Annotated in this window: 19 protein-coding genes; 5 read left to right on the forward strand and 14 right to left on the reverse strand. The window is 37.3% G+C overall.

Annotated elements, in window-relative coordinates:
* Positions 1–65 precede the first annotated feature (65 nt).
* Positions 66–458, forward strand: a complete 393-nt coding sequence (locus N9R04_RS08395; RefSeq protein WP_262856310.1) for a hypothetical protein — start codon at positions 66–68, stop codon at positions 456–458.
* A 15-nt stretch (positions 459–473) separates the two neighbouring features.
* Complete coding sequence (locus N9R04_RS08400; protein WP_262856311.1) at positions 474–1,139, forward strand: hypothetical protein; 666 nt, start codon at positions 474–476, stop codon at positions 1,137–1,139.
* Between the two features lie 477 nt (positions 1,140–1,616).
* Here the strand turns inward: N9R04_RS08400 and N9R04_RS08405 are convergent, their stop codons facing one another.
* The 6 genes from N9R04_RS08405 to N9R04_RS08430 all read right to left on the reverse strand — a co-directional run bounded on the left by N9R04_RS08405 (position 1,617) and on the right by N9R04_RS08430 (position 6,667).
* On the reverse strand, positions 1,617–1,817 hold the full coding sequence (locus N9R04_RS08405) for an LSM domain protein (protein ID WP_262856312.1): 201 nt from the start codon (positions 1,815–1,817) through the stop codon (positions 1,617–1,619).
* Between the two features lie 1,207 nt (positions 1,818–3,024).
* Positions 3,025–3,255 (reverse strand): hypothetical protein, encoded by a 231-nt coding sequence (locus N9R04_RS08410; protein WP_262856313.1) that lies wholly within the window; start codon positions 3,253–3,255, stop codon positions 3,025–3,027.
* Positions 3,248–3,490: a hypothetical protein gene (locus N9R04_RS08415; RefSeq protein ID WP_262856314.1), complete on the reverse strand. Its 243-nt coding sequence runs from the start codon at positions 3,488–3,490 to the stop codon at positions 3,248–3,250. The genes N9R04_RS08410 and N9R04_RS08415 overlap by 8 nt, the downstream gene beginning before the upstream one ends.
* Positions 3,491–3,726: 236 nt before the next feature.
* Positions 3,727–4,923 carry an ABC transporter permease gene (locus N9R04_RS08420; protein WP_262856315.1) on the reverse strand — a complete coding sequence of 399 codons (1,197 nt, stop codon included), beginning with the start codon at positions 4,921–4,923 and terminating at the stop codon, positions 3,727–3,729.
* Positions 4,920–5,600 carry an ABC transporter ATP-binding protein gene (locus N9R04_RS08425; protein ID WP_262856316.1) on the reverse strand — a complete coding sequence of 227 codons (681 nt, stop codon included), beginning with the start codon at positions 5,598–5,600 and terminating at the stop codon, positions 4,920–4,922. Before N9R04_RS08425 ends, N9R04_RS08420 begins: the two co-directional genes overlap by 4 nt.
* Positions 5,597–6,667: an efflux RND transporter periplasmic adaptor subunit gene (locus N9R04_RS08430; protein ID WP_262856318.1), complete on the reverse strand. Its 1,071-nt coding sequence runs from the start codon at positions 6,665–6,667 to the stop codon at positions 5,597–5,599. The genes N9R04_RS08425 and N9R04_RS08430 overlap by 4 nt, the downstream gene beginning before the upstream one ends.
* A gap of 238 nt (positions 6,668–6,905) precedes the next feature.
* Here N9R04_RS08430 and N9R04_RS08435 point away from each other — a divergent pair, with 238 nt between their 5' ends.
* A complete protein-coding gene (locus tag N9R04_RS08435; protein WP_262856319.1) occupies positions 6,906–7,547 on the forward strand; it encodes a YIP1 family protein in 642 nt (213 codons plus the stop codon).
* Positions 7,548–8,145: 598 nt separating this feature from the next.
* Here N9R04_RS08435 and N9R04_RS08440 read toward each other — a convergent pair.
* From N9R04_RS08440 to N9R04_RS08460, 5 genes are all read right to left on the reverse strand, one after another.
* Positions 8,146–9,108 (reverse strand): ornithine cyclodeaminase family protein, encoded by a 963-nt coding sequence (locus N9R04_RS08440; protein WP_262856320.1) that lies wholly within the window; start codon positions 9,106–9,108, stop codon positions 8,146–8,148.
* 25 nt (positions 9,109–9,133) lie between these two features.
* Entirely contained in the window at positions 9,134–9,679 is a 546-nt protein-coding gene (locus N9R04_RS08445; RefSeq protein WP_262856321.1) for a TetR/AcrR family transcriptional regulator, read from the reverse strand.
* Positions 9,648–10,040, reverse strand: coding sequence for a DUF3147 family protein (locus N9R04_RS08450; RefSeq protein WP_262856322.1), 393 nt, complete (start codon positions 10,038–10,040; stop codon positions 9,648–9,650). The genes N9R04_RS08445 and N9R04_RS08450 overlap by 32 nt, the downstream gene beginning before the upstream one ends.
* A 15-nt stretch (positions 10,041–10,055) precedes the next feature.
* On the reverse strand, positions 10,056–10,418 hold the full coding sequence (locus N9R04_RS08455; protein ID WP_262856384.1) for a DUF3147 family protein: 363 nt from the start codon (positions 10,416–10,418) through the stop codon (positions 10,056–10,058).
* 1,145 nt (positions 10,419–11,563) lie between these two features.
* On the reverse strand, positions 11,564–12,070 hold the full coding sequence (locus N9R04_RS08460; protein WP_262856323.1) for a GNAT family N-acetyltransferase: 507 nt from the start codon (positions 12,068–12,070) through the stop codon (positions 11,564–11,566).
* A 277-nt stretch (positions 12,071–12,347) separates the two neighbouring features.
* On the opposite strand from N9R04_RS08460, the gene N9R04_RS08465 reads away from it, so the two are divergent.
* A complete protein-coding gene (locus N9R04_RS08465; protein ID WP_262856324.1) occupies positions 12,348–12,788 on the forward strand; it encodes a hypothetical protein in 441 nt (146 codons plus the stop codon).
* Positions 12,789–13,294: 506 nt separating this feature from the next.
* On the opposite strand, the gene N9R04_RS08470 is transcribed toward N9R04_RS08465, so the two are convergent.
* Positions 13,295–14,482: a glycine C-acetyltransferase gene (locus tag N9R04_RS08470; protein WP_262856325.1), complete on the reverse strand. Its 1,188-nt coding sequence runs from the start codon at positions 14,480–14,482 to the stop codon at positions 13,295–13,297.
* A gap of 310 nt (positions 14,483–14,792) precedes the next feature.
* On the opposite strand from N9R04_RS08470, the gene N9R04_RS08475 reads away from it, so the two are divergent.
* A complete protein-coding gene (locus tag N9R04_RS08475; RefSeq protein ID WP_262856326.1) occupies positions 14,793–15,965 on the forward strand; it encodes a M20 family metallopeptidase in 1,173 nt (390 codons plus the stop codon).
* Between the two features lie 270 nt (positions 15,966–16,235).
* Here N9R04_RS08475 and tuf read toward each other — a convergent pair whose 3' ends face one another.
* Positions 16,236–17,423, reverse strand: coding sequence for an elongation factor Tu (gene tuf / locus N9R04_RS08480; protein WP_262856327.1), 1,188 nt, complete (start codon positions 17,421–17,423; stop codon positions 16,236–16,238).
* A 273-nt stretch (positions 17,424–17,696) separates the two neighbouring features.
* The gene (fusA, locus tag N9R04_RS08485; RefSeq protein ID WP_262856328.1) at positions 17,697–19,787 is read right to left on the reverse strand and encodes an elongation factor G; all 2,091 of its coding nucleotides are present in this window, start codon (positions 19,785–19,787) and stop codon (positions 17,697–17,699) included.
* Positions 19,788–19,836: the final 49 nt, after the last annotated feature.

The raw sequence follows: 19,836 nt of genomic DNA on the forward strand, positions 1-19,836 counted from the left end.
CATGATTAATTTTACTGCTTATGATATGTTATATAATGAATAAGTTAAAAAGGAGTTTTATTTCGATGAGAAAATCATTTCTGTTGTTAACCGCTCTAGTCATCAGTGCTAGTATTGCACTCGGTGCTTGTGAAGATAGCTCAAAAGATACTAAGAAACCAAGTGAAGAAGCAGCTAAGAAACATAAAATGGAGCTAGTTTACTATGAAGTTCTGAACAATGGTGATGCTGACGATGCGAAAACAGATGTTGCTTACCGTGATAAAGGTTCATCTAAGATTAAACACTATCATCCTTCCCTTGACCATGTGTATGAACACATCCTATCTGATGGGAATGAAAAGCCCTATGTTGTGAAGGATGGAAAGAAATTCTTCATCTATCGTCCACCTTATATGACGTATGGTGATGATGACTTTAGTGGAAAAGTTGAAGATAAAAGCGATGTTAAGAAGTAACAGTGAGGTGCTCAAATGAAGTATAAATATTCACTAACACAACGTTTACTCGTTATAGCTGTCACTGCAGTTCTCGCTCTTGGATTAACAACCCCACAAATAGTTCATGCAGCTGGGACGAGCGGCGGTAGCTCATCGAGTTCATCCAGTTCTAGTAGTTCTTCTTCAAGCTCGAGCGCAGGCGCTAGAAGTTCTTCAAGTTCGGCGAGCACATCTTCTATGGCAAGACAAAGTGCCATTAACGCAAGTCGTCAAAGTGCACGCCAAGCAAGTCAGAACGCTGCTCGGAATGCAGCACAAAGAGGAACAAATAAAGCTCAGTTAAATCGTTCACATCAGGCTCAACAACGCACGCGTTCCTTAACACCATTAAATCGTCGCTATAGTGATACTACTGGCTATACTCCCCAATTTATGGGTACTAGCTTTTACAACAATTGGTTACTTTATTACGCCATAATCAATACAAATCAAAATAGAGATAAGAAAGTACAGCCTCTAAGTATCGATCAGCAACGCCGCATGTTAAAGCATCAAATGAAAGATGGAGAGACATTGCATACAATCACAGTCTCTACCGATAAAGGGAAACGCCTGATAACTTTACCGAAAAAAGATTATGATAAAGTTAATAAAGGCGCTAATATTAAATACCATAATGGTAAGATTGAAGTAGAATAATATTTCGTTTAAGACAAAGGATTTTCCTAACACCTTTACAATTTTAGATGTTGTAATACCTTTATGGGTCTATACTAAATAGGACTGGCGACTTTAACCGGTCCTATTTTTTAATACGAAAAGAGCGCAATTATCTCTATAATTAAAAGTACTCAACCACTCAAAATTAAGGAGATAATGCGCTTATGTTTAATATTGGGAGCGGGACAGAAATATAATTTGAATAAAAAGATTTCTGTCCCGCCTCGGCAAGGATGACTAGAATTGAAAAAAGCTTGATACAAGCGCATTTTCAAATCAGTCATCTACTGCTAAGATTCTGAAAGGAGCTGGGACATAATCCCTCACTCAAATGAAAAAGCACCTCATTCAACTGATTTATACAGTAAAAATGAGGTGTTACTTTTTAACCCCTTTTCGACGAAGAATGTTGTCATAAAATAGATCTTTTTAACGTCATTAAGTCGAGTGAGTGAACTACTTAATTTCTTTAATACTAACTATTCTGCTCTCATCAATATCAAATGTACCTTCCGTAGATTTAATTGAAATTGAGTCATTACCACTAACATTATCTTCTTTGTCATCAAAGTCAAAAGCTGTACCTTTTAATACATCACCGTCATCTAAACGCATTTCCACTTCTTTGCCTTCAAATTCCCATAATTTAAAACTCATCTAATCACCCTTTCTTAACCAATGGTATAGTGTACGTCCATTGGTATACTTATTTCTAAAATTACAGAGTACTAAAACGACGATCAAACTTATAATGTCCGTATCCATGTATACCTCATACCTAAAATTACAGAGTACTAAAACCGATGAAAATAGAACCATCTTGCATGAATAGTATACCTTATACCTAAAATTGCAGAGTACTAAAACGTTTTACCTTCAATACAGATTTTTCAACAAGTATACCTCATACCTAAAATTACAGAGTACTAAAACCACGTAACAAAGAGTTAGTAATCGTTGTCAGTATACCTCATACCTAAAATTACAGAGTACTAAAACTGTGAAAACGGCGATTTTGAGCCATCAATGGTATACCTCATACCTAAAATTACAGAGTACTAAAACCTAGGCAGGTATGTTATTTCCATTGGTGACGTATACCTTATACCTAAAATTACAGAGTACTAAAACTGTCCGTAGGCGTGTTGTAAAGCACATGCGTATACCTTATACCTAAAATTACAGAGTATTAGAACTTTTTAATGTTTATTTTACTTCTCGTTGTTTAAATTTACTTTTATTTTACCACCATTGACTTTGCCAAGTAACTATTTTCTTGGTTTTGTTTCATAAATTTTATCTTTGTTATGGCTATACCATTGTCTATGTGGTTTAAAGAGGTGTACCTATTGAATATACTACTAAAGATTGGGGCATTCTAGCATATCAATTACATTCGCCCCCTACTTTCTCTACGTAATGAGCATAAAAAAAGAGCATGGCCAATGGGAGCGGGACAGAAATCTAATTTGAACAAAAAAGATTTCTGTCCCGCTCCCTGGTTTTCAATAACCAGTCCTATTTGACAAAGAGCCTATTTTATAATCTATCACACCTATTTAACTAACAAGTAAATCACGTTAGTATACTTTCTACTTTTATAGGAGGTGTATTTGTTACCAACAATGTATTGTAAGTAAAGTTACCTTTTTCTGTGATAGGTACAATATAGGCATAAACGCCAACTATGGTATGATACCACTTATAAATATGTCCCCTGTTTGAAATACAATCAATTACATTGACCCTGTCACTTTAGAGCTAACTTTAGTATTTGCTCGCATAGTACTTCCACAAAAATCTTTCTCCCCATATCACTTGAGGGTGTCCTTCTTCCTTTAGTATTTATGAACGATGCTACTACTTAATCGGTTGATTTATTAGCTTTATCTCTAAAATACTCTTCTAAGACAACAGATAAGATTATTATAACAACGGCAATAGTTTGACCGTGAGGAATAAGTTGCATAAAGCGAAAATCATAATCTGTCATTGCTGCTAATACTTTAAACAATATATTAACTAAGCAAATAAATCCTATTATCGAACCTAGCGTTGCAAAAAAGTTAGCTAAATAGCGCATGATCTCACTCATCCTCTTCTTTATATTTGTACTTACTTTTTAGTAATTGACCTATAATTACAAGCACTGCGAAAGTTACGAACAATATGATTTCTGTGTGAGGTATGAAGTGTAGAAATTCTAGATGTGTTCCTTTTTGATAATCAATTAAACCTAGCAAACAATCTATCATTATTATAAATAACAGTAACACGGGTAAAGCTTCAAAAGCGATAATTATTTTTCTCATAAACTCACTTTCACTCATTCACCATACTCCTCAACGTTTCAACGCTATTGCTTTCTCTCATGAACTATATAGACATTTATTTAATAATAGAGTCTGGGACATAATGTAATGTCTCAGCTTCTTTCAGCATCTTGGCAGTAGATGACTGATTTGAAAATGCGCTTGTATCAAGCTTTTTTTCAATTCTAGTCATCCTTGCCGGGGCGGGACTACGAAATCTTTTTGTTCAAATTAGATTTCTGTCCCGCTCCCATTTATTTAATAATATCAATGAGTTCTTTCTTAGCAGCTGCACGTGCAGGTACCCAGCCGAAGATAATACCGATCAGAGTGGAAACGCCTATAGCTAAAATGATCGGGCCGATGGTAATAACCGCTTTAACTTGATCTGGCGTAACTGCTGTTACTAATAATGCTAAGAGTATGCCAATAATTAAGCCTATTAAACCTCCAAGCAGGCAAAGCACAATACTTTCAATTAAGAATTGTAACTCTATATCACGACTTTTAGCACCAAATGCACGACGAATTGCAATCTCTTCAGTACGTTCAGCTACTGAAATATACATGACGTTCATCACACCGATACCTGCGATAAATAATGAGATTCCGGCAACAGCGGCAACAAAGTAAGTGATCATGTTAAATATTTGATCAAATTGTTTACTCATACTATCAAAGTCTTGATACATATATTGTCCCTCGTCTGCTCCACTACCTCTCTTTTCTAATTTGTCAGCTACCTTGTTAGCAACTTCCTTTTTATTCGCTCCGCTGGTTAATTTTACAGTAAGTGATGGAGATTCTTGAGAGAGATCACTCATATATTTTTTAAAGGTTTTAGATGGCATTTGGACTGCATTATCAGAGCCTCCTAGGCCCATAGGATCACTAGATGATTTATCAGCAACGCCGACTATCTCGAACCCTTGATTATTGATATAAATTATCTTACCTACAGCTTTATTATGAAACGCTTTCTTAGCAATAGAATGATCTACAATGACAACTTTATTTTTTAAATCGTTGTCTTCCTCAGAAAAACCTTTGCCTTCATCTACAGTAGAAAGAGATTTCGTTTTAAATACGTTAATATCTTTATTCTTTTCGGCGTTCGTCATTTTTGAACTATAGCCGCTATCATCCGACTCTTTCACTTTAGCACTCTTTACTCCGTCCACTTCTTCAGCCACACTAATATCATCTGATTTAAATGGATTCTCAGTCACTTTTTCAGTGTTAGGAAAGTAAGCAATAGAGGCTGTATCTTTACCAGCTCCTGAACTTTCTATCTGATCCTTGGAAGTTTGCTTAAATCCATTTCCTAAAAACATGATTAGCATTACAGCAGCAATACCGATAACTATCCCGATAATAGTTAAAATATTACGGCGTTTATTCTTCATTATCGATTTAAATGATACGGCGATGATATTTGATAAGTTGCTCATTTCATCACCTCTTCTTCCTGGATACGACCATCTAAAATATGAATGATGCGATCCGCCTTTTCAGCTACTTCACGTTCATGAGTAACTACGATGATTGTCGTGTTGAGTTCTTTGTTTAAGTCTTCGAATAAATTGATGATATCTTCTGATGTTTTTTGATCCAACGCACCTGTAGGCTCATCTGCAATAATAAACTCTGGTTTATTGATAACCGCCCGGGCGATGGCTACACGTTGTTGTTGACCCCCCGATAACTTGTTAGGAAGTTGATCTTCTTTATCATATAGACCTACCTGATTGAGTTTCTTTCGTACACGTTCTTTGCGTTCTTGAGAAGAGACTCCTGCGTAAACAAGCGGAATACTTACATTTTCTAAAATAGTATTATTCTGGATCAACTTAAAGTTTTGAAAGACAAAGCCTACCGTTTTATTTCGAATTTCTGCTAAACGGTTATCCGACGTTTTCTTGAAATTTTCGCCTTTAAACAGATAATCGCCGTCGTAGCCTCGGTCAATAAATCCTAAAATATTGATTAATGTACTCTTACCTGAACCTGATGGCCCCATAATCGCAACGAATTCGCCTTCTTGTACATTAAAGTTAATATCTTTAAGGATGTGATTAAGTTGGTCACCATTTTTAAAGTGTCGATTGATATCTTTAAGCTCAATCATGACGACACCTCAACTTTTTCTCCATCGTTTAAAGTTTTTTTCGGATGTTTGAGAAGTTGGTCTCCTGGTTCAAGTCCCTTCTTCACAAAAATTTCTCCGTTATTTTTGTTAATCTTGATGTCTTTTTTATGCACTTTATCCTTACTATCAACCACAAATACTTTATCATCTTTAGTTAATACAGATTCTGGCAACTTCATCGACTTCAATGGTACATCAGCTTGCATAGAGAAACCTGCACGTACTGGAATATCTATATTACCAATTGTCACACTATATTTTGAAGCACTGTCTGAGCTTCCACCGCTAGGGTCGTTATCGACAGGGTTAGAGCCAGATCCTTGGCCTCCTGATTTATCATAGCTAGTTGGTAATTCACTAATCTTAGTGATCTCACCTTTACCTGTCTTGCCGTTGTTACCTATTTTGACATTAACGCTATCTCCCTTTTTAATCTTATCAAGGTCAAATTCTGAAACAGTAGCTTTTAACTGTGGTTCTGTAGATATTAATTTCAAGATAGGTTGACCGTCGCTTGCATCATTTTTGTTCTTGATGTCAACTTTACCATCGAATGAAGCGTATGTGCTGTTATTCACTTGTTTATCATGTTTACTCAATTGTTGTTGAGCTTGACTAAGCGCATTTTGATCTTGATTTAGCTTTTTCTGTAAATCGTTGTTATTTGGTTCTTGGTTAACCTTTTGATAATCTTCATTGACCACACTTTGTTGATCATCCACCTTATCCGCTAATTCTTGACGTTTACCTTGATTAGTATCGTAACTAATAAGCGGATCACCCTGTTGCACTTTTTGGCCATCTTTGACTTGAACGCTTGAGAAATCACCAATTTGACTATTGTTCGTGTAGGTCTTTACTGACTTAGGTGACGCTTTACCTTCTAAATGTAACGGTTGTTCATGCTTAACCTTATATGTATCGTATCCCTTATTGCTATCATCATCGTGAGATCCGCCTCCATTGACTTGCTTTAAAATAAAAGCAATACCGATGAGAATAATAATAACGACAGCAATAATTATCCATAACCATTTATTCTTCACGTTAGAAATCCCCCTTATAAATTTTCCAACTGTGATTGTAGCATATATACAGTTGTAAAAAAACAATTGTCAGGAGATTTAAGTACAAATAATTTTATTATTCACTAAATACAAAATTACGATTTATCAATAAGTCTTAAAATATTAGTAATTAGTCTTTAAGTTTTAAAATTATATTTTAAAAATGAAATTAACATGTTACTCTGAAAGGGATTACATACATAGGAGGAGAATGATAGTGGAAAATTCAAAACTACCTTTAGCCGACCATTTCGCAAGCTTGCGTGAAAGACCAAAGTGGTTGGTTAAATTAATCGCTTTATTAATTATTTCATTTTTTGCGAGCTGGTTTGCACAGATTGCAACTGATGTAACTGAACAACTCAAAAAAATGGGGGTTGATCATAAAACCATAGAAACTCAGTCTCAATTTTCTTGGGGGAAAGTTATAGGCGGAACACTAAGTAGCTGTATTTTTTCTGTATTAATCGCTTTTGTGCTATTCTTAATTATTTCAAAGATTATGAAATCGGAAGTTTCGCCTTTAAGTATCTTTTCTGCAGCGCTGTCATATAGTTTAATCATTCAATCTTTCGCCTTAATTGTGGCAGCTATCCAAGCAATGGCGGGGATTAATATGGCAGAGCAAACTATTTCTTCTCTAAGCATTTTCGATAAAGGAAATCCATTCTTATCAGCTATTGATTTAAAATCCTTTATCGCTGCTTATCTAATAGGCTTGTACTACTTCTTTACAGCTAGACTTTCTAAAAAAGCATCGATTACTTGGGCAATTGTAGCACTTATAGTCTTAATTGGGGTCTCCTTAATCGGAGCCGGCTTCAACCATCTCATACAAGAAGGTATGCAAAATCACTAAACGAATGGCGATTTAAGACCTTGGGACTAACCTCCCTAAAAAGAAGGTGGGACAAAAGCGTTAAGGATATCAGCAGAATCGAACGATGAGCAACATTGTGAACCAAATTTTGTCGACGCGTAAGTGTTTCTGTCGACAATCCTGCTTTGGGGGCGCCGTTAATCGGTTGCCCAGCGGGGCCCCAACACAGAGAAACTGGGATATAATGGTCTTTGACTAGAGAGAAAGAGGCTGGGACATAATGTAATGTCTCAGCTTCTTGCAGCATCTTGGCAGTAGATGACTGATTTGAAAATGCGCTTGTATCAAGCTTTTTTCAATTCTAGTCATCCTTGCCGGGGCGGGACTACGAAATCTTTTTGTTCAAATTAGATTTCTGTCCCGCTCCCTTCAACATCTCGTCAGTAGATGACTGATTTGAAAACGCGCTTGTATCAAGCTTTTTTCAATTCTAGTCATCCTTGCCGGGGCGGGACTACAAAATCTTTTTATTCAAATTAGATTTCTGTCCCGCTCCCTTGATTTAAAATAGAAATAGCTATCATACCACACTGTTAACACTCAGTATCATGATTTCCTCTCGAGTCAAGATTTCATCTTATCCTCTATCCTGCTCTACTACTTTGTTATAAAAATAATTTGCTACTACTATATCTACAATCGCGAGCCCCACTGATTTAAAGAGGGTAACTTCTTCTGGACTCTCTCTTCCAGCCAGTTCGCCGCTTACGATACGACCCAGTTCACCATGTAAATCTTTTGCACTCCACTTACCTTCTTCAATAGGCTTGAAGAAATCGCCTGTTTCTTCTAGTGCTGCTTCGGTCGCTTCCACCACCACTTTATCTGCGTTCACGACAGATTCACTCGGTAACTCTTGCATATCTGGTTTGAATGAGCCTACTGCATTCAAATGTGTCCCAGGAGCCAATTGCCCCTTAAACACCGGTTGAGATGAATTCGTCGCAGTGATAACTATATCTGAATTATCCATAGCTGTTGCAACATCTTTGTAGACTTCAGTTTCGATATCGCTGTATTTTTCATTTATTTGTTTAGCAAAGTGAACAGCTTTGTCATAGGTGCGGTTAAAGAATTGAATTCGCTTAATAGCTCTCACAGCGAGAACCGCTTCAATCAACCCTTCCGCTTGCTCACCCGTGCCTATTACACTTAGCGTTTCAGCATTTTGACGAGCCAAGTATTGCGTGGCTACTCCTGAAATTGCTCCTGTTCGAATCTTAGTAAGATACGCTCCATCAAGTACTGCTAGAGTTTCTCCTGTATCATAATCTGTTAAAAGAACTGAACCTTCAATTGTTTGCTTGCCTTTTTGAGGATTACGAGGAGCGTAACTCACAGTTTTAATGCCTACTATACCTAACTCTTCGCTTAGTGCGGGCATAACTAAGTAACGGTTATCCTTATTATAAGGCAATGAATAACGTAGTGGCGTCTCAGTCTTACCTTCAGAGTATGCCTGTAAAGCTTTCCCAGTTTCTGAAATAACTTCTCGCATATTAAGTAACTCTTGTTGATCGTGTTTACTGATTACACGCATCTAATCACCCTCATCACTTTACTACTCACTTTGTTGTATCATATAAGTTCAGAATTAGAGTGAGCATCTTCTCAATATAAGATTCATCTAGCTCTTCTGGCTTAATAATTAAATTAAAATATATCGGTGCAAAGATTAAATCTATAAACAGATCTTCATCATCAACTTCTGCATAATACTCTATAATTTCTTTTAAAACTGAACGTTTTTGATTAAAATAAGCTTCCATGAAACGTTTCTTAGCTTCTTTATGATACTGATTGATTAAGACTTCCATGACTGCGATACCAAGGTTTGATTTATAAATAGTCATCACATGCACTAGAAAAGCATATAAATCTTGATAGAGATTTACGGGTTCAGGCTTGTACATTTCAGTCTTCTCCAAAAACATATCAATAATAATAAATGATTTATCAGGCCAACGACGATAAATCGTCGTCTTAGAGACACCTGATTTCTCAGCAATCTGATCTATCGTCATATCATGATAATGCTGTTGGTTAAGAATAGTCTCTATTGTATTAAATATTTTTCGATTAACCGTGGGATCTTTGGGTCTCCCTGCCATGTTCGCCACCTCTTCTACGTGCCACAAGCTCAACAATTTCAAAAACGATCATTGCAGTGATAAACCACGCAATGAAACCTACCAATATGCTTATAAACCACATACCAGTATACGTCAACATGAGCCATGTCACGATAATATTTGCTAGCACACCCATCATGCCGAAAACAGCACCGCGGCTTACGTACATAGCTACCTTATCTCCAAATTCTAACCCAGAAAGGTACATTGAAACAAGGTAGACGGCTGGAAATGTAGCAAATATACCGCCAAATTCTTTCCACGGTATAACCATTGAGATGATATAACTTACTACCACAGCTATACCACCGAGTAAAAATTTAATCACTAATGATTTCACTGTTATTCGCTCTCCTTATATAAAATGCTTTATACCAAAGAACACGCAAGACAATATCAACCAAAATCCAATGGCAAATAAAGTTCCGCGCTGGTACCCTTTTCGTTGAATATATAGAGCTGTAACGAAGACGGTTACGATACAAGATATAATTCCTAATATGGCCCCTGAGCTTAAGTGAATAGACATGTTGACTAATGTCTTACCTCTATGATCTATGGCAAGGGCAAAGATAGCTGCAAGGTACACTGCAGGCATAGTAGCAATGATGCCCCCAACCTTACCTCCTACTTTCGCAGCAAGCACAGAAGCCGCAGCAACTGCAATGCCACCAATGAGGAACCTTAACACTAAACTTGTAATAGATATACCAAACATCTTATCTAAACTTCCTTCCATTATAAAACGATACGTTTCGTTCAATAATTAGCTTAACGCGCTTAATAAAAATTGTAAATACTGAATTTTATGTAAGGGCTTTCTTATAGTTATATCTAAATGTTAAGAAGCACTGTTCTATATTTATACAAGAGAGGCATAAGATATAAGCGATCGTTCACTATATAATCTTTAAATAAAGATCGCTGCGTTCAAAAATAGTAGTGTCATGTGGTCTTTATCTAACACTAATCCCTTCTATATTTATAGAATTCTATTACATTTGCCTTAATGGCCATCATTCAATCACCCTATAAATTTGAGAGATCCCTTGTCCGTCTATATAAAAATAACCGCCCAGAGAGTTTGGACGGTTGAGCACATATTGAGATAAGACGAAATTCGTTCCAAAAAAGCAGTCAGGTGCCGCTTACAAGTGGACATAATGTAGTGTCTCAGCTTCTTTCAGCATCTTGGCAGTAGATGACTGATTTGAAAATGCACTTGTATCAAGCTTTTTTTCAATTCGAGTCATCCTTGCCGGGGCAGGACTATGAAATCTTTTTATTCAAATTAGATTTCTGTCCCGCTCCCTAATTCCTCAATGCTTTCTTCTATCAGATTTCTCATCAGAACTCAATATAAATAAAGCAAAGCAAATAAAAGGAATAATACCAAATGATCTAGTTATAATATTATAGTTACCCGTTATTAGAGGCAAAATAAAATAGTCAAGAGCTGTAATTATCAGCAATAATAAGTATATCTTTCTTTTCTTGCTCATAACTTACACAGCCAACTCAATCACCACTCTTGCTACCACACCTGCTATTTGCTGATTACATTCGCTTTGTACTAAGTGTTCAGTTAGGCTATTAAATATCTTCCTGTAACTCCAGTTAGTTAATCATAAATTTATGATTTGGTTGATGGTGAAGTACAACTAATTGAGCATCTGATTTTGCTCCACTTAACTACTAAGAGCTCTAATAGCTATACCTAATGCTATCTTAAAGCATATAGCCAATTAAAAGTGAAATAGCTATAGCGTTTTATACTTTGTAGAAACTCTCTATTCAGAACTTAAATAATCCCTTAATCAGCGCTCCTATATAAACACATTTAGTTTCATACAAAGCATTGTTTTAGGCTATCTCTATAAGGAAACGACGAATTTCAGTACCATCGTCTAATACACTAGGGTCTATCTCTTCACCACCATTTTTCTCGATTACTTTTGCCGAGGAAGTATTCGTCTTCTCACAAGTCACTAAAGCTTTTTTCACATCAATTCGAGACAGGTAATCTAGTGCTTTGCGTAAAATCTTGCTTCCATAGCCTTTGCCTCGATAACTTCGACGCACGCCATATCCAACATGACCGCCAACTTGCTTTAAATTATGATTAAGCTCGTGTCGAATGTTAGCCGCCCCTACTATTTCTCCTTCTACAAACAAGAAGTAAGTCGTGTTATCAATGCTTTTATCATGAGACTTATTATCTTTAAGAGATTTAACCAAATCTTCAAAATTCTCATATTTAACGATATCAGTTACGCGTGGAATGATTAACTCATCATTATCGATCCACTCTTTAATGTATTTACAATAACGTTCTTCGTCTGACAAGGTTAACTCACGAAACTCAGCCATGTTGCCACCTTCTTTCTCTCGTCATTACATAAACTTTATCAACGTTCCGGCTGACTTTACTGACGGACTCATCTTAAGCCTTTCTGAACTAAATTGCAAGAGGTGACCAGGAAATAATATTTATCCCATCCATCACTTCACTCGATATAGTGCCTATTTTCATAAAATGAGTTAATTATACTAAATTGGGTAATATTACTAATAAGAAACCTATATTTACGTAAAGTTACTCATAACTTAACCTCTTAAGATACATTCTACATAGGAGGTGTAAATGATGAATAGAAATTTATCCAGAATATTATTCGTTTTCTTTGGCATACTTGCCTGGTTATCAACGATGTTCTTGTTTATCTTACCTACGCTAACTCCCTATCAGAAATATATCGAAAGTCAAAACGGTATTTCTGAAGGCTGGTTGGTCGTGATACTAATTATTATTACTATTTTCTATTTAGGTATTCTGGCATTAGACTTATTTAACTCATTTGCCACACAAGTATTGCAATTTGTACTACTTGTACTCATCGTAGTGTGTGCCTTACCATTTATTACGGCTTTCATCATTATTTCATTCATTGTCAATATTAGTATTATTGAAATTTTTATTCCGATAATACTTGTTATACTAGCAATGCTGTTACACATCGTTTGGTGTGTTATACCATTTATGCAAAGCCGTTCTTTAAAGGAAGCACAATCTAAAGTCAAACGATAATGATTCATAATAATTACGTCTAGAGTATAGATAGGAGCATTATAATTATACTCGAGCCTCAATCTAATAGCAGTTCGAAGACTATTTAAGTCAATCGATAAGTAGGGCTTGTCCTTAATATTTGAAATACAGAGAGATATGTGAGGTCGGGACAAAAGCATTGAAGATTTGGGCGCGGGGCCCCAACACAGAGAAACTGGTAAACAAGTTTCCACAGACACTGCGAGTTGGGGCGGGACTACGAAATCTTTTTATTCAAATTAGATTTCTGTACCGCTCCCGAATCGTACGCTTATCTGTCGACAATCTTGTTTTTAGCAGGCCATTCATCGGTTTCCCATAACACAGAAATTTTTATGTCCCGATCTCTTCAACTTATCAATAAAGCTAAAACTTCGAGATTTCTCGTAAATATTCACGAAAATCTCGAAGCTTTTCTGTTCCTGAGATAACGATACCTCAGGAACTTTTAATATGCTCTATATATGCTGTTCAATATAAAGTTGTTAAATGATACCAATGTCTTTTCCAATTTTTTCATACGCTGTTAAAGCACGATCTAACATCTCTTTAGTGTGGGCAGCTGTTGGCATGTTACGCACACGTCCTGTGCCACGTGGTACCGTTGGGAAGACGATGGATTTAACGTAAACGCCTTCTTCTTTGAGTCGTCTACTAAACTCTTGAGTATCTTTCTCATCACCAATAATTACAGGTGTGATTGGTGTTTCAGATTCGCCAGTATCAAAACCTAATTTAGTCAAACCATCTTTAAGATAGTTTGCATTCTCCCATAACTGGTCATGTAACTCTGTTGAAGCCATTAGTTTCTTAACAGCTGCAGTTACAGCTTTCGTATCTCCTGGCGCTAATGAAGTGGAGAATAAGAATGGGCGTGATTGAGCTTTTAACCAATCTATCAGTTTTTGACTACCAGCTACATAACCACCAACTACGCCGATAGCTTTAGATAGCGTACCGATTTGGAAGTCAATCTTATCTTGGAGTCCAAAGTGTTTAACAGTACCTGCGCCTTTCCCCATTACACCTGAGCCATGTGCATCGTCAACATACGTTAACAAACCAAATTCTTCAGCAATTTTAACGATTTCAGGTAATTTCGCTACATCACCATCCATACTGAAGACACCATCAGTAATGTACATGACCTTATTGTATTCACCAGATTCTACCGCTTCTTTCGCTTTCTTACGTAAGTCATCCATATCAGAGTGGTTTACGCGAATAATCTTAGCTTTAGATAAGCGACAACCATCAATTATTGAAGCATGGTTTAATTCGTCTGACAGAATCGCATCGTTTTTATTCATTACTGCCGAAATAGCTGCCATATTACAGTTAAAACCTGATTGGTATGCAATTGCTGCTTCTGTGCCTTTAAATTCTGCAAGGGTTTGTTCTAGTTCATCGTGTATATCTAAAGTACCATTAATAGAACGAACAGCACCTGCACCTACGCCTCGGTTATCAATAGCTTCTTTAGCCGCCGCTTTCAAATCATCATCCGTAGCTAAACCTAAATAATTATTAGAAGATAAGTTGATATATTGTTTGCCATCAATTTGAATTTCCGGACCATTTGCACCTTCTATAGTATCTACTTCATTGTAAAGACCATTTTCTTTTAAATAATTTAGATTTTCATCTAAAAAATCATTTAGTGATTGTACCACTAGAAATCCTCCTTTGTTATGTGTAACCTGCTTAGCAATACATTATTACTGACTCAGCATTGATTACATCTGCACGCTGATAATATGATCACTCACTTTTAATCATACCCTATTTTAAATACTCTGAAAAGTAAATGTAGAAAATTAAGAAAGCGCTTTTACAAACCTCATCAATGACAGCGAAAGAACTCGTATTTAGAGATCGATTTCCCATCACATAAATAACTATTCAATACAGTCTCCTCCCCTATTGCACCACTCATAAAAGTGTTATAATAAATTGAAATATTTAAGGGAAGAAGGATGTCACATGGCAGATTGGTTACAATTAGCCAAAGATAAAGAGAATAGTATGATTCAAACACGACGGTATTTACATCAATATCCTGAAATCTCGTTTGAAGAACATCAAACGCATGATTATATACTCAGTCAACTTCAGTTGCTCTCTTGTGAAATTCAACACCCTGTGGGCAGTAATGGTATCGTCGCTACGTTTAAAGGTAATGGAAATGGACCGACGATTGCTTTACGCGCAGACTTTGATGGATTACCCGTAGAGGAATTGAGAGATAGTCCATATAAATCAAAGCACTCTGGTATTAGTCATGCATGTGGTCATGACGGACATACTTCTGTGTTATTAGCTGTGGCAGAAATCTTAGAAGAGTATAAATCTCAACTAAATGGCGAGGTCGTCCTCATCTTTCAACATGGAGAAGAGTTGATGCCAGGCGGAGCTAAAGAAATGACTGAAGCTGGATGTTTGGAAGGTGTAGATCGTATTTATGGAAATCATTTATGGTCTGGCTATCCAACGGGTTCAATATATTCTCGCTCAGGTTCCATGATGGCGTCGCCTGATGAATTTAATATAGCTATCCATGGTCGTGGGGGACATGGCGCTAAGCCTCATGAAACGATCGATCCAGTAGTGGTTATGGCAGAATTTATTCTAAGCGCTCAGAAAATAGTTACACGAACGATTGATCCAGTTAAACATGCTGTTATTAGTTTCGGTATGATTCAAGCTGGTGCAGCCGATAATGTCATCCCTGATTCTGCTTATTGCCGAGGTACAGTACGTGTGTTTGATACAGATATTCAATCTCATATCAAGTATAAGATGGAGAAGCTTTTAGAGGGACTCGCTGTCGCCAATGATATCACCTACGAGCTTGATTATATTAAAGGCTATTTACCAGTAAATAACGATCCCCAATGTTATGAAGTTATTAAAACTGCTACAAAAGCGCTCAATTTACTTTATTCAGATAGCGATTTAATGATGACAGGAGAAGATTTCTCATTCTATCAATCTGTTATACCTGGGGGGTTCTTCCTTACAGGTTGTGGCAATGAAGAGAAAGATACTATGCACCCGCACCATAGTCCTTATTTCGATATAGATGAAGCCGCCTTAAAGTACGCACTAAGTGTCTTTTTAACAATCCTTGAGAAAGAAGGCGTCTTGAGAGCTTAAGCTAACTACTCACAAGAGCCCTTTGAGTTCATCATCAAAGATAGAGAATAGAGACTTACATGGACTAAACTCTGTTAAGTAAGCAATACAAAAAGGGAGCGGGACAGAAATCTAATTTGAACAAAAAATTTTGTAGTCCCGCCCCGACAAGGATGACTAGAATTGAAAAAAGCTCGATACAAGCGCTTTTTTCAATTCAGTCATCTACTGCCAAGATGCTAAAAGAGGCTGGGAGTTATGTCCCAGCCTCTTATTACTATAGTCGGTTTATTATTCTTTGATTTCAGTAACTACGCCTGAACCTACAGTACGTCCACCTTCACGGATTGAGAAACGAGTACCGTCTTCAATAGCGATTGGTGAAATTAATTCAACTTCCATTTCAACGTTGTCACCAGGCATAACCATTTCTGTACCTTCTGGTAAAGTGATAACACCTGTTACGTCAGTAGTACGGAAGTAGAATTGTGGACGATAGTTAGAGAAGAATGGAGTATGACGTCCACCTTCATCTTTAGACAATACGTAAACTTCAGCTTTGAATTTAGTGTGTGGTGTGATTGAACCAGGAGCAGCTAATACTTGACCACGTTGTACATCTTCACGTGAAATACCACGTAATAATGCACCGATGTTGTCACCAGCTTCAGCGTAGTCTAATAACTTACGGAACATTTCTACACCAGTAACTGTAGTTTTTTGTGATTCTTCTGCCATACCGATGATTTCAACTTCTTCACCGACTTTGATTTGACCACGTTCAACACGGCCAGTAGCAACTGTACCACGACCAGTGATTGAGAATACGTCCTCAACTGGCATCATGAATGGTTTGTCAGAGTCACGGTCTGGAGTTGGGATGAAGTCATCTACTGCTTGCATTAATTCTAAGATTTTTTCTTCGTATTGTTCTTCGCCTTCTAATGCTTTTAATGCAGAACCAGCGATTACAGGTACGTCGTCACCTGGGAAGTCGTATTCGCTTAATAAGTCACGAACTTCCATTTCAACTAATTCTAATAATTCTTCGTCGTCTACCATGTCAACTTTGTTTAAGAATACAACAAGTGCTGGTACACCAACGTTACGTGATAATAAGATGTGCTCACGAGTTTGAGGCATTGGACCGTCAGCTGCAGATACAACTAAGATACCGCCGTCCATTTGAGCTGCACCAGTGATCATGTTTTTAACGTAGTCAGCGTGTCCTGGGCAGTCAACGTGAGCATAGTGACGTTTGTCAGTTTGGTACTCGATGTGAGCAGTATTGATAGTAATACCACGTTCTTTTTCTTCAGGTGCGTTGTCAATCATGTCATAAGATTGAGCTACAGTGTCACCATTTTTTGCTAAAACAGTTGCGATAGCAGCTGTTAAAGTTGTTTTACCATGGTCAACGTGACCAATAGTTCCAATATTGGCATGTTCTTTTGAGCGATCGAATTTTTCTTTAGCCATTATAGAATCTCTCCTCTTCAATAGATAATTGTTTTGAAATTTATCTCCCATGACAGTTTCTCACCACCATGAGAATCAGTTCGCTAGATAGCTATATGGAAGCACAAGGCACTATAGCTATCAACGAAACTTGACTGCATAATGCATGCTATTATAAACCATACATATCCTTTATAATGCATTTTTACCAAAAAATCAATGTATAAAACTTTGCTCTAGCCTATAAATTTAAACTGAATTAACTTGACCTAACGCTAAGCGCTTAATCCACTATTATTCAGCTGCAGAGCCACTGTTTTTCTTAATGATGTCATCAGCGATTGATTTAGGTACTTCTGCATAGTGGTCAAAGTACATAGTGTACGTACCACGACCTTGAGTATTAGAACGTAATGATGTAGCGTAACCGAACATTTCAGAAAGTGGTACGAATGCGTTAACAACTTGTGCGTTACCACGTGGTTCCATACCATCTACGCGACCGCGACGTGCTGTAACGTCACCCATGATGTCACCCATGTACTCTTCTGGCATTTCGATTGTTACTTTCATCATCGGTTCTAAGATAACTGGATCACATTTTTTAGCAGCTTCTTTAAGTGCTAATGATGCTGCGATCTTGAAGGCCATTTCAGATGAATCGACATCGTGGTATGAACCATCAAAGAGTTTCGCTTTAACATCGATTAATGGATAACCAGCTAAGACACCATTTTCCATAGCATCTTGTAAACCTTGTTCAACTGATGGGATGTATTCACGAGGAACTACACCACCAACGATAGCGTTTTCGAACTCGAAACCGGCACCAGTGTCGTTTGGTGTGAATTCGATTTGAACGTCACCGTATTGACCACGACCACCAGATTGACGAGCGAATTTACCTTGAACTGATGCTTGTGTCTTGAATGTTTCACGATAAGAAACCATTGGAGCACCTACATTACATTCAACGTTAAATTCTTTCTTCATACGGTCTACTAAGATGTCTAAGTGTAATTCACCCATACCACCGATGATAACTTGTCCAGTTTCATCATCAGTATGCGCACGGAAAGTTGGGTCTTCTTCTTGTAGCTTAACTAAAGCTTGAGTCATTTTATCTTGGTCAGCTTTAGATTTAGGCTCTACTGATAAGTGGATAACTGGCTCTGGGAATTCCATTGATTCCAAGATAATATCGTTTTTCTCTCCACATAATGTATCACCTGTGCCAGTGTCTTTAAGACCTACAGCTGCAGCGATATCACCTGAGTAAACTGTGTTTAGCTCTTCACGGTGGTTAGCGTGCATTTGTAGTAAACGACCTACACGTTCACGTTTGTTCTTACTAGAGTTCTTAACGTAAGAACCAGCATCTAAAGTACCAGAGTAAACACGGAAGAATGTTAATTTACCAACATAAGGGTCACTCATAACTTTGAATGCTAATGCAGCAAATTCTGCATCATCATCTGCTTTACAAACAACCTCTTCATCTGGTTCATCAGCGCGGTGACCTACGATTGGCTTAACATCTAATGGAGATGGTAAGTAATCGATAACTGCGTCTAGCATTAATTGAACACCTTTGTTCTTAAATGCTGAACCACAAAGCACTGGGTAGAATTCAACTTCGTTAGTTGCGTAACGAATTGCGTTTTTCAACTCATCTGCAGAGATTTCTTCATCTCCAAGATATTTTTCCATCAATTCGTCATCAACTTCAGCAACAGCTTCAATTAATGTAGTGCGCGCTTCTTCAGCTCTTTCTTGATGATCTTCAGGAATGTCGATCTCTTCGACATCAGTTCCTAAGTCATTGTTATATTTAAAGCATCTCATACGAACTAAATCGATGATTGCTTCGAAGTCATCTTCTGAACCAATTGGTAATTGAATTGGCGCAGCGTTAGCTTGTAAACGATCATGGATAGTGCTCACTGAATACTCAAAGTTAGCACCTAATTTGTCCATTTTGTTTACGAATACGATACGAGGAACGCTATATGTTGTAGCCTGACGCCAAACTGTTTCAGTTTGAGGTTCTACACCTGATTGCGCATCAAGTACAGTAACCGCACCGTCTAACACACGTAATGAACGTTCAACTTCAACTGTGAAGTCTACGTGTCCAGGAGTGTCGATGATGTTTACACGGTGGTCATTCCATTGAGCAGTAGTGGCAGCTGATGTGATTGTAATACCACGGTCTTGCTCTTGTTCCATCCAGTCCATTTGTGAAGCACCTTCGTGTGTTTCACCAATTTTGTGGATACGGCCAGTATAGTAAAGAATACGTTCAGTCGCAGTTGTCTTACCGGCATCGATATGCGCCATGATACCGATATTACGAGTCTTTTTTAAACTAAAATCTCTAGCCATGTATTTTTCTCCTTCCAGTATTACTGTGAATAAATACTATCCATATGGC

Origin of the sequence: Staphylococcus marylandisciuri, from assembly GCF_025519785.1 — a bacterium.
Lineage (GTDB): Bacteria > Bacillota > Bacilli > Staphylococcales > Staphylococcaceae > Staphylococcus > Staphylococcus marylandisciuri.

Coding starts and splice junctions, on each gene's coding strand:
- N9R04_RS08395 (WP_262856310.1), top strand. CDS start 66: ATGAGAAAATCATTTCTGTTGTTAACCGCTCTAGTCATCAGTGCTAGT.
- N9R04_RS08400 (WP_262856311.1), top strand. CDS start 474: ATGAAGTATAAATATTCACTAACACAACGTTTACTCGTTATAGCTGTC.
- N9R04_RS08405 (WP_262856312.1), bottom strand. CDS start 1,817: ATGAGTTTTAAATTATGGGAATTTGAAGGCAAAGAAGTGGAAATGCGT.
- N9R04_RS08410 (WP_262856313.1), bottom strand. CDS start 3,255: ATGAGTGAGATCATGCGCTATTTAGCTAACTTTTTTGCAACGCTAGGT.
- N9R04_RS08415 (WP_262856314.1), bottom strand. CDS start 3,490: ATGAGTGAAAGTGAGTTTATGAGAAAAATAATTATCGCTTTTGAAGCT.
- N9R04_RS08420 (WP_262856315.1), bottom strand. CDS start 4,923: ATGAGCAACTTATCAAATATCATCGCCGTATCATTTAAATCGATAATG.
- N9R04_RS08425 (WP_262856316.1), bottom strand. CDS start 5,600: ATGATTGAGCTTAAAGATATCAATCGACACTTTAAAAATGGTGACCAA.
- N9R04_RS08440 (WP_262856320.1), bottom strand. CDS start 9,108: ATGCGTGTAATCAGTAAACACGATCAACAAGAGTTACTTAATATGCGA.
- N9R04_RS08445 (WP_262856321.1), bottom strand. CDS start 9,679: ATGGCAGGGAGACCCAAAGATCCCACGGTTAATCGAAAAATATTTAAT.
- N9R04_RS08455 (WP_262856384.1), bottom strand. CDS start 10,418: ATGTTTGGTATATCTATTACAAGTTTAGTGTTAAGGTTCCTCATTGGT.
- N9R04_RS08460 (WP_262856323.1), bottom strand. CDS start 12,070: ATGGCTGAGTTTCGTGAGTTAACCTTGTCAGACGAAGAACGTTATTGT.
- N9R04_RS08465 (WP_262856324.1), top strand. CDS start 12,348: ATGAATAGAAATTTATCCAGAATATTATTCGTTTTCTTTGGCATACTT.
- N9R04_RS08475 (WP_262856326.1), top strand. CDS start 14,793: ATGGCAGATTGGTTACAATTAGCCAAAGATAAAGAGAATAGTATGATT.
- tuf (WP_262856327.1), bottom strand. CDS start 17,423: ATGGCTAAAGAAAAATTCGATCGCTCAAAAGAACATGCCAATATTGGA.
- fusA (WP_262856328.1), bottom strand. CDS start 19,787: ATGGCTAGAGATTTTAGTTTAAAAAAGACTCGTAATATCGGTATCATG.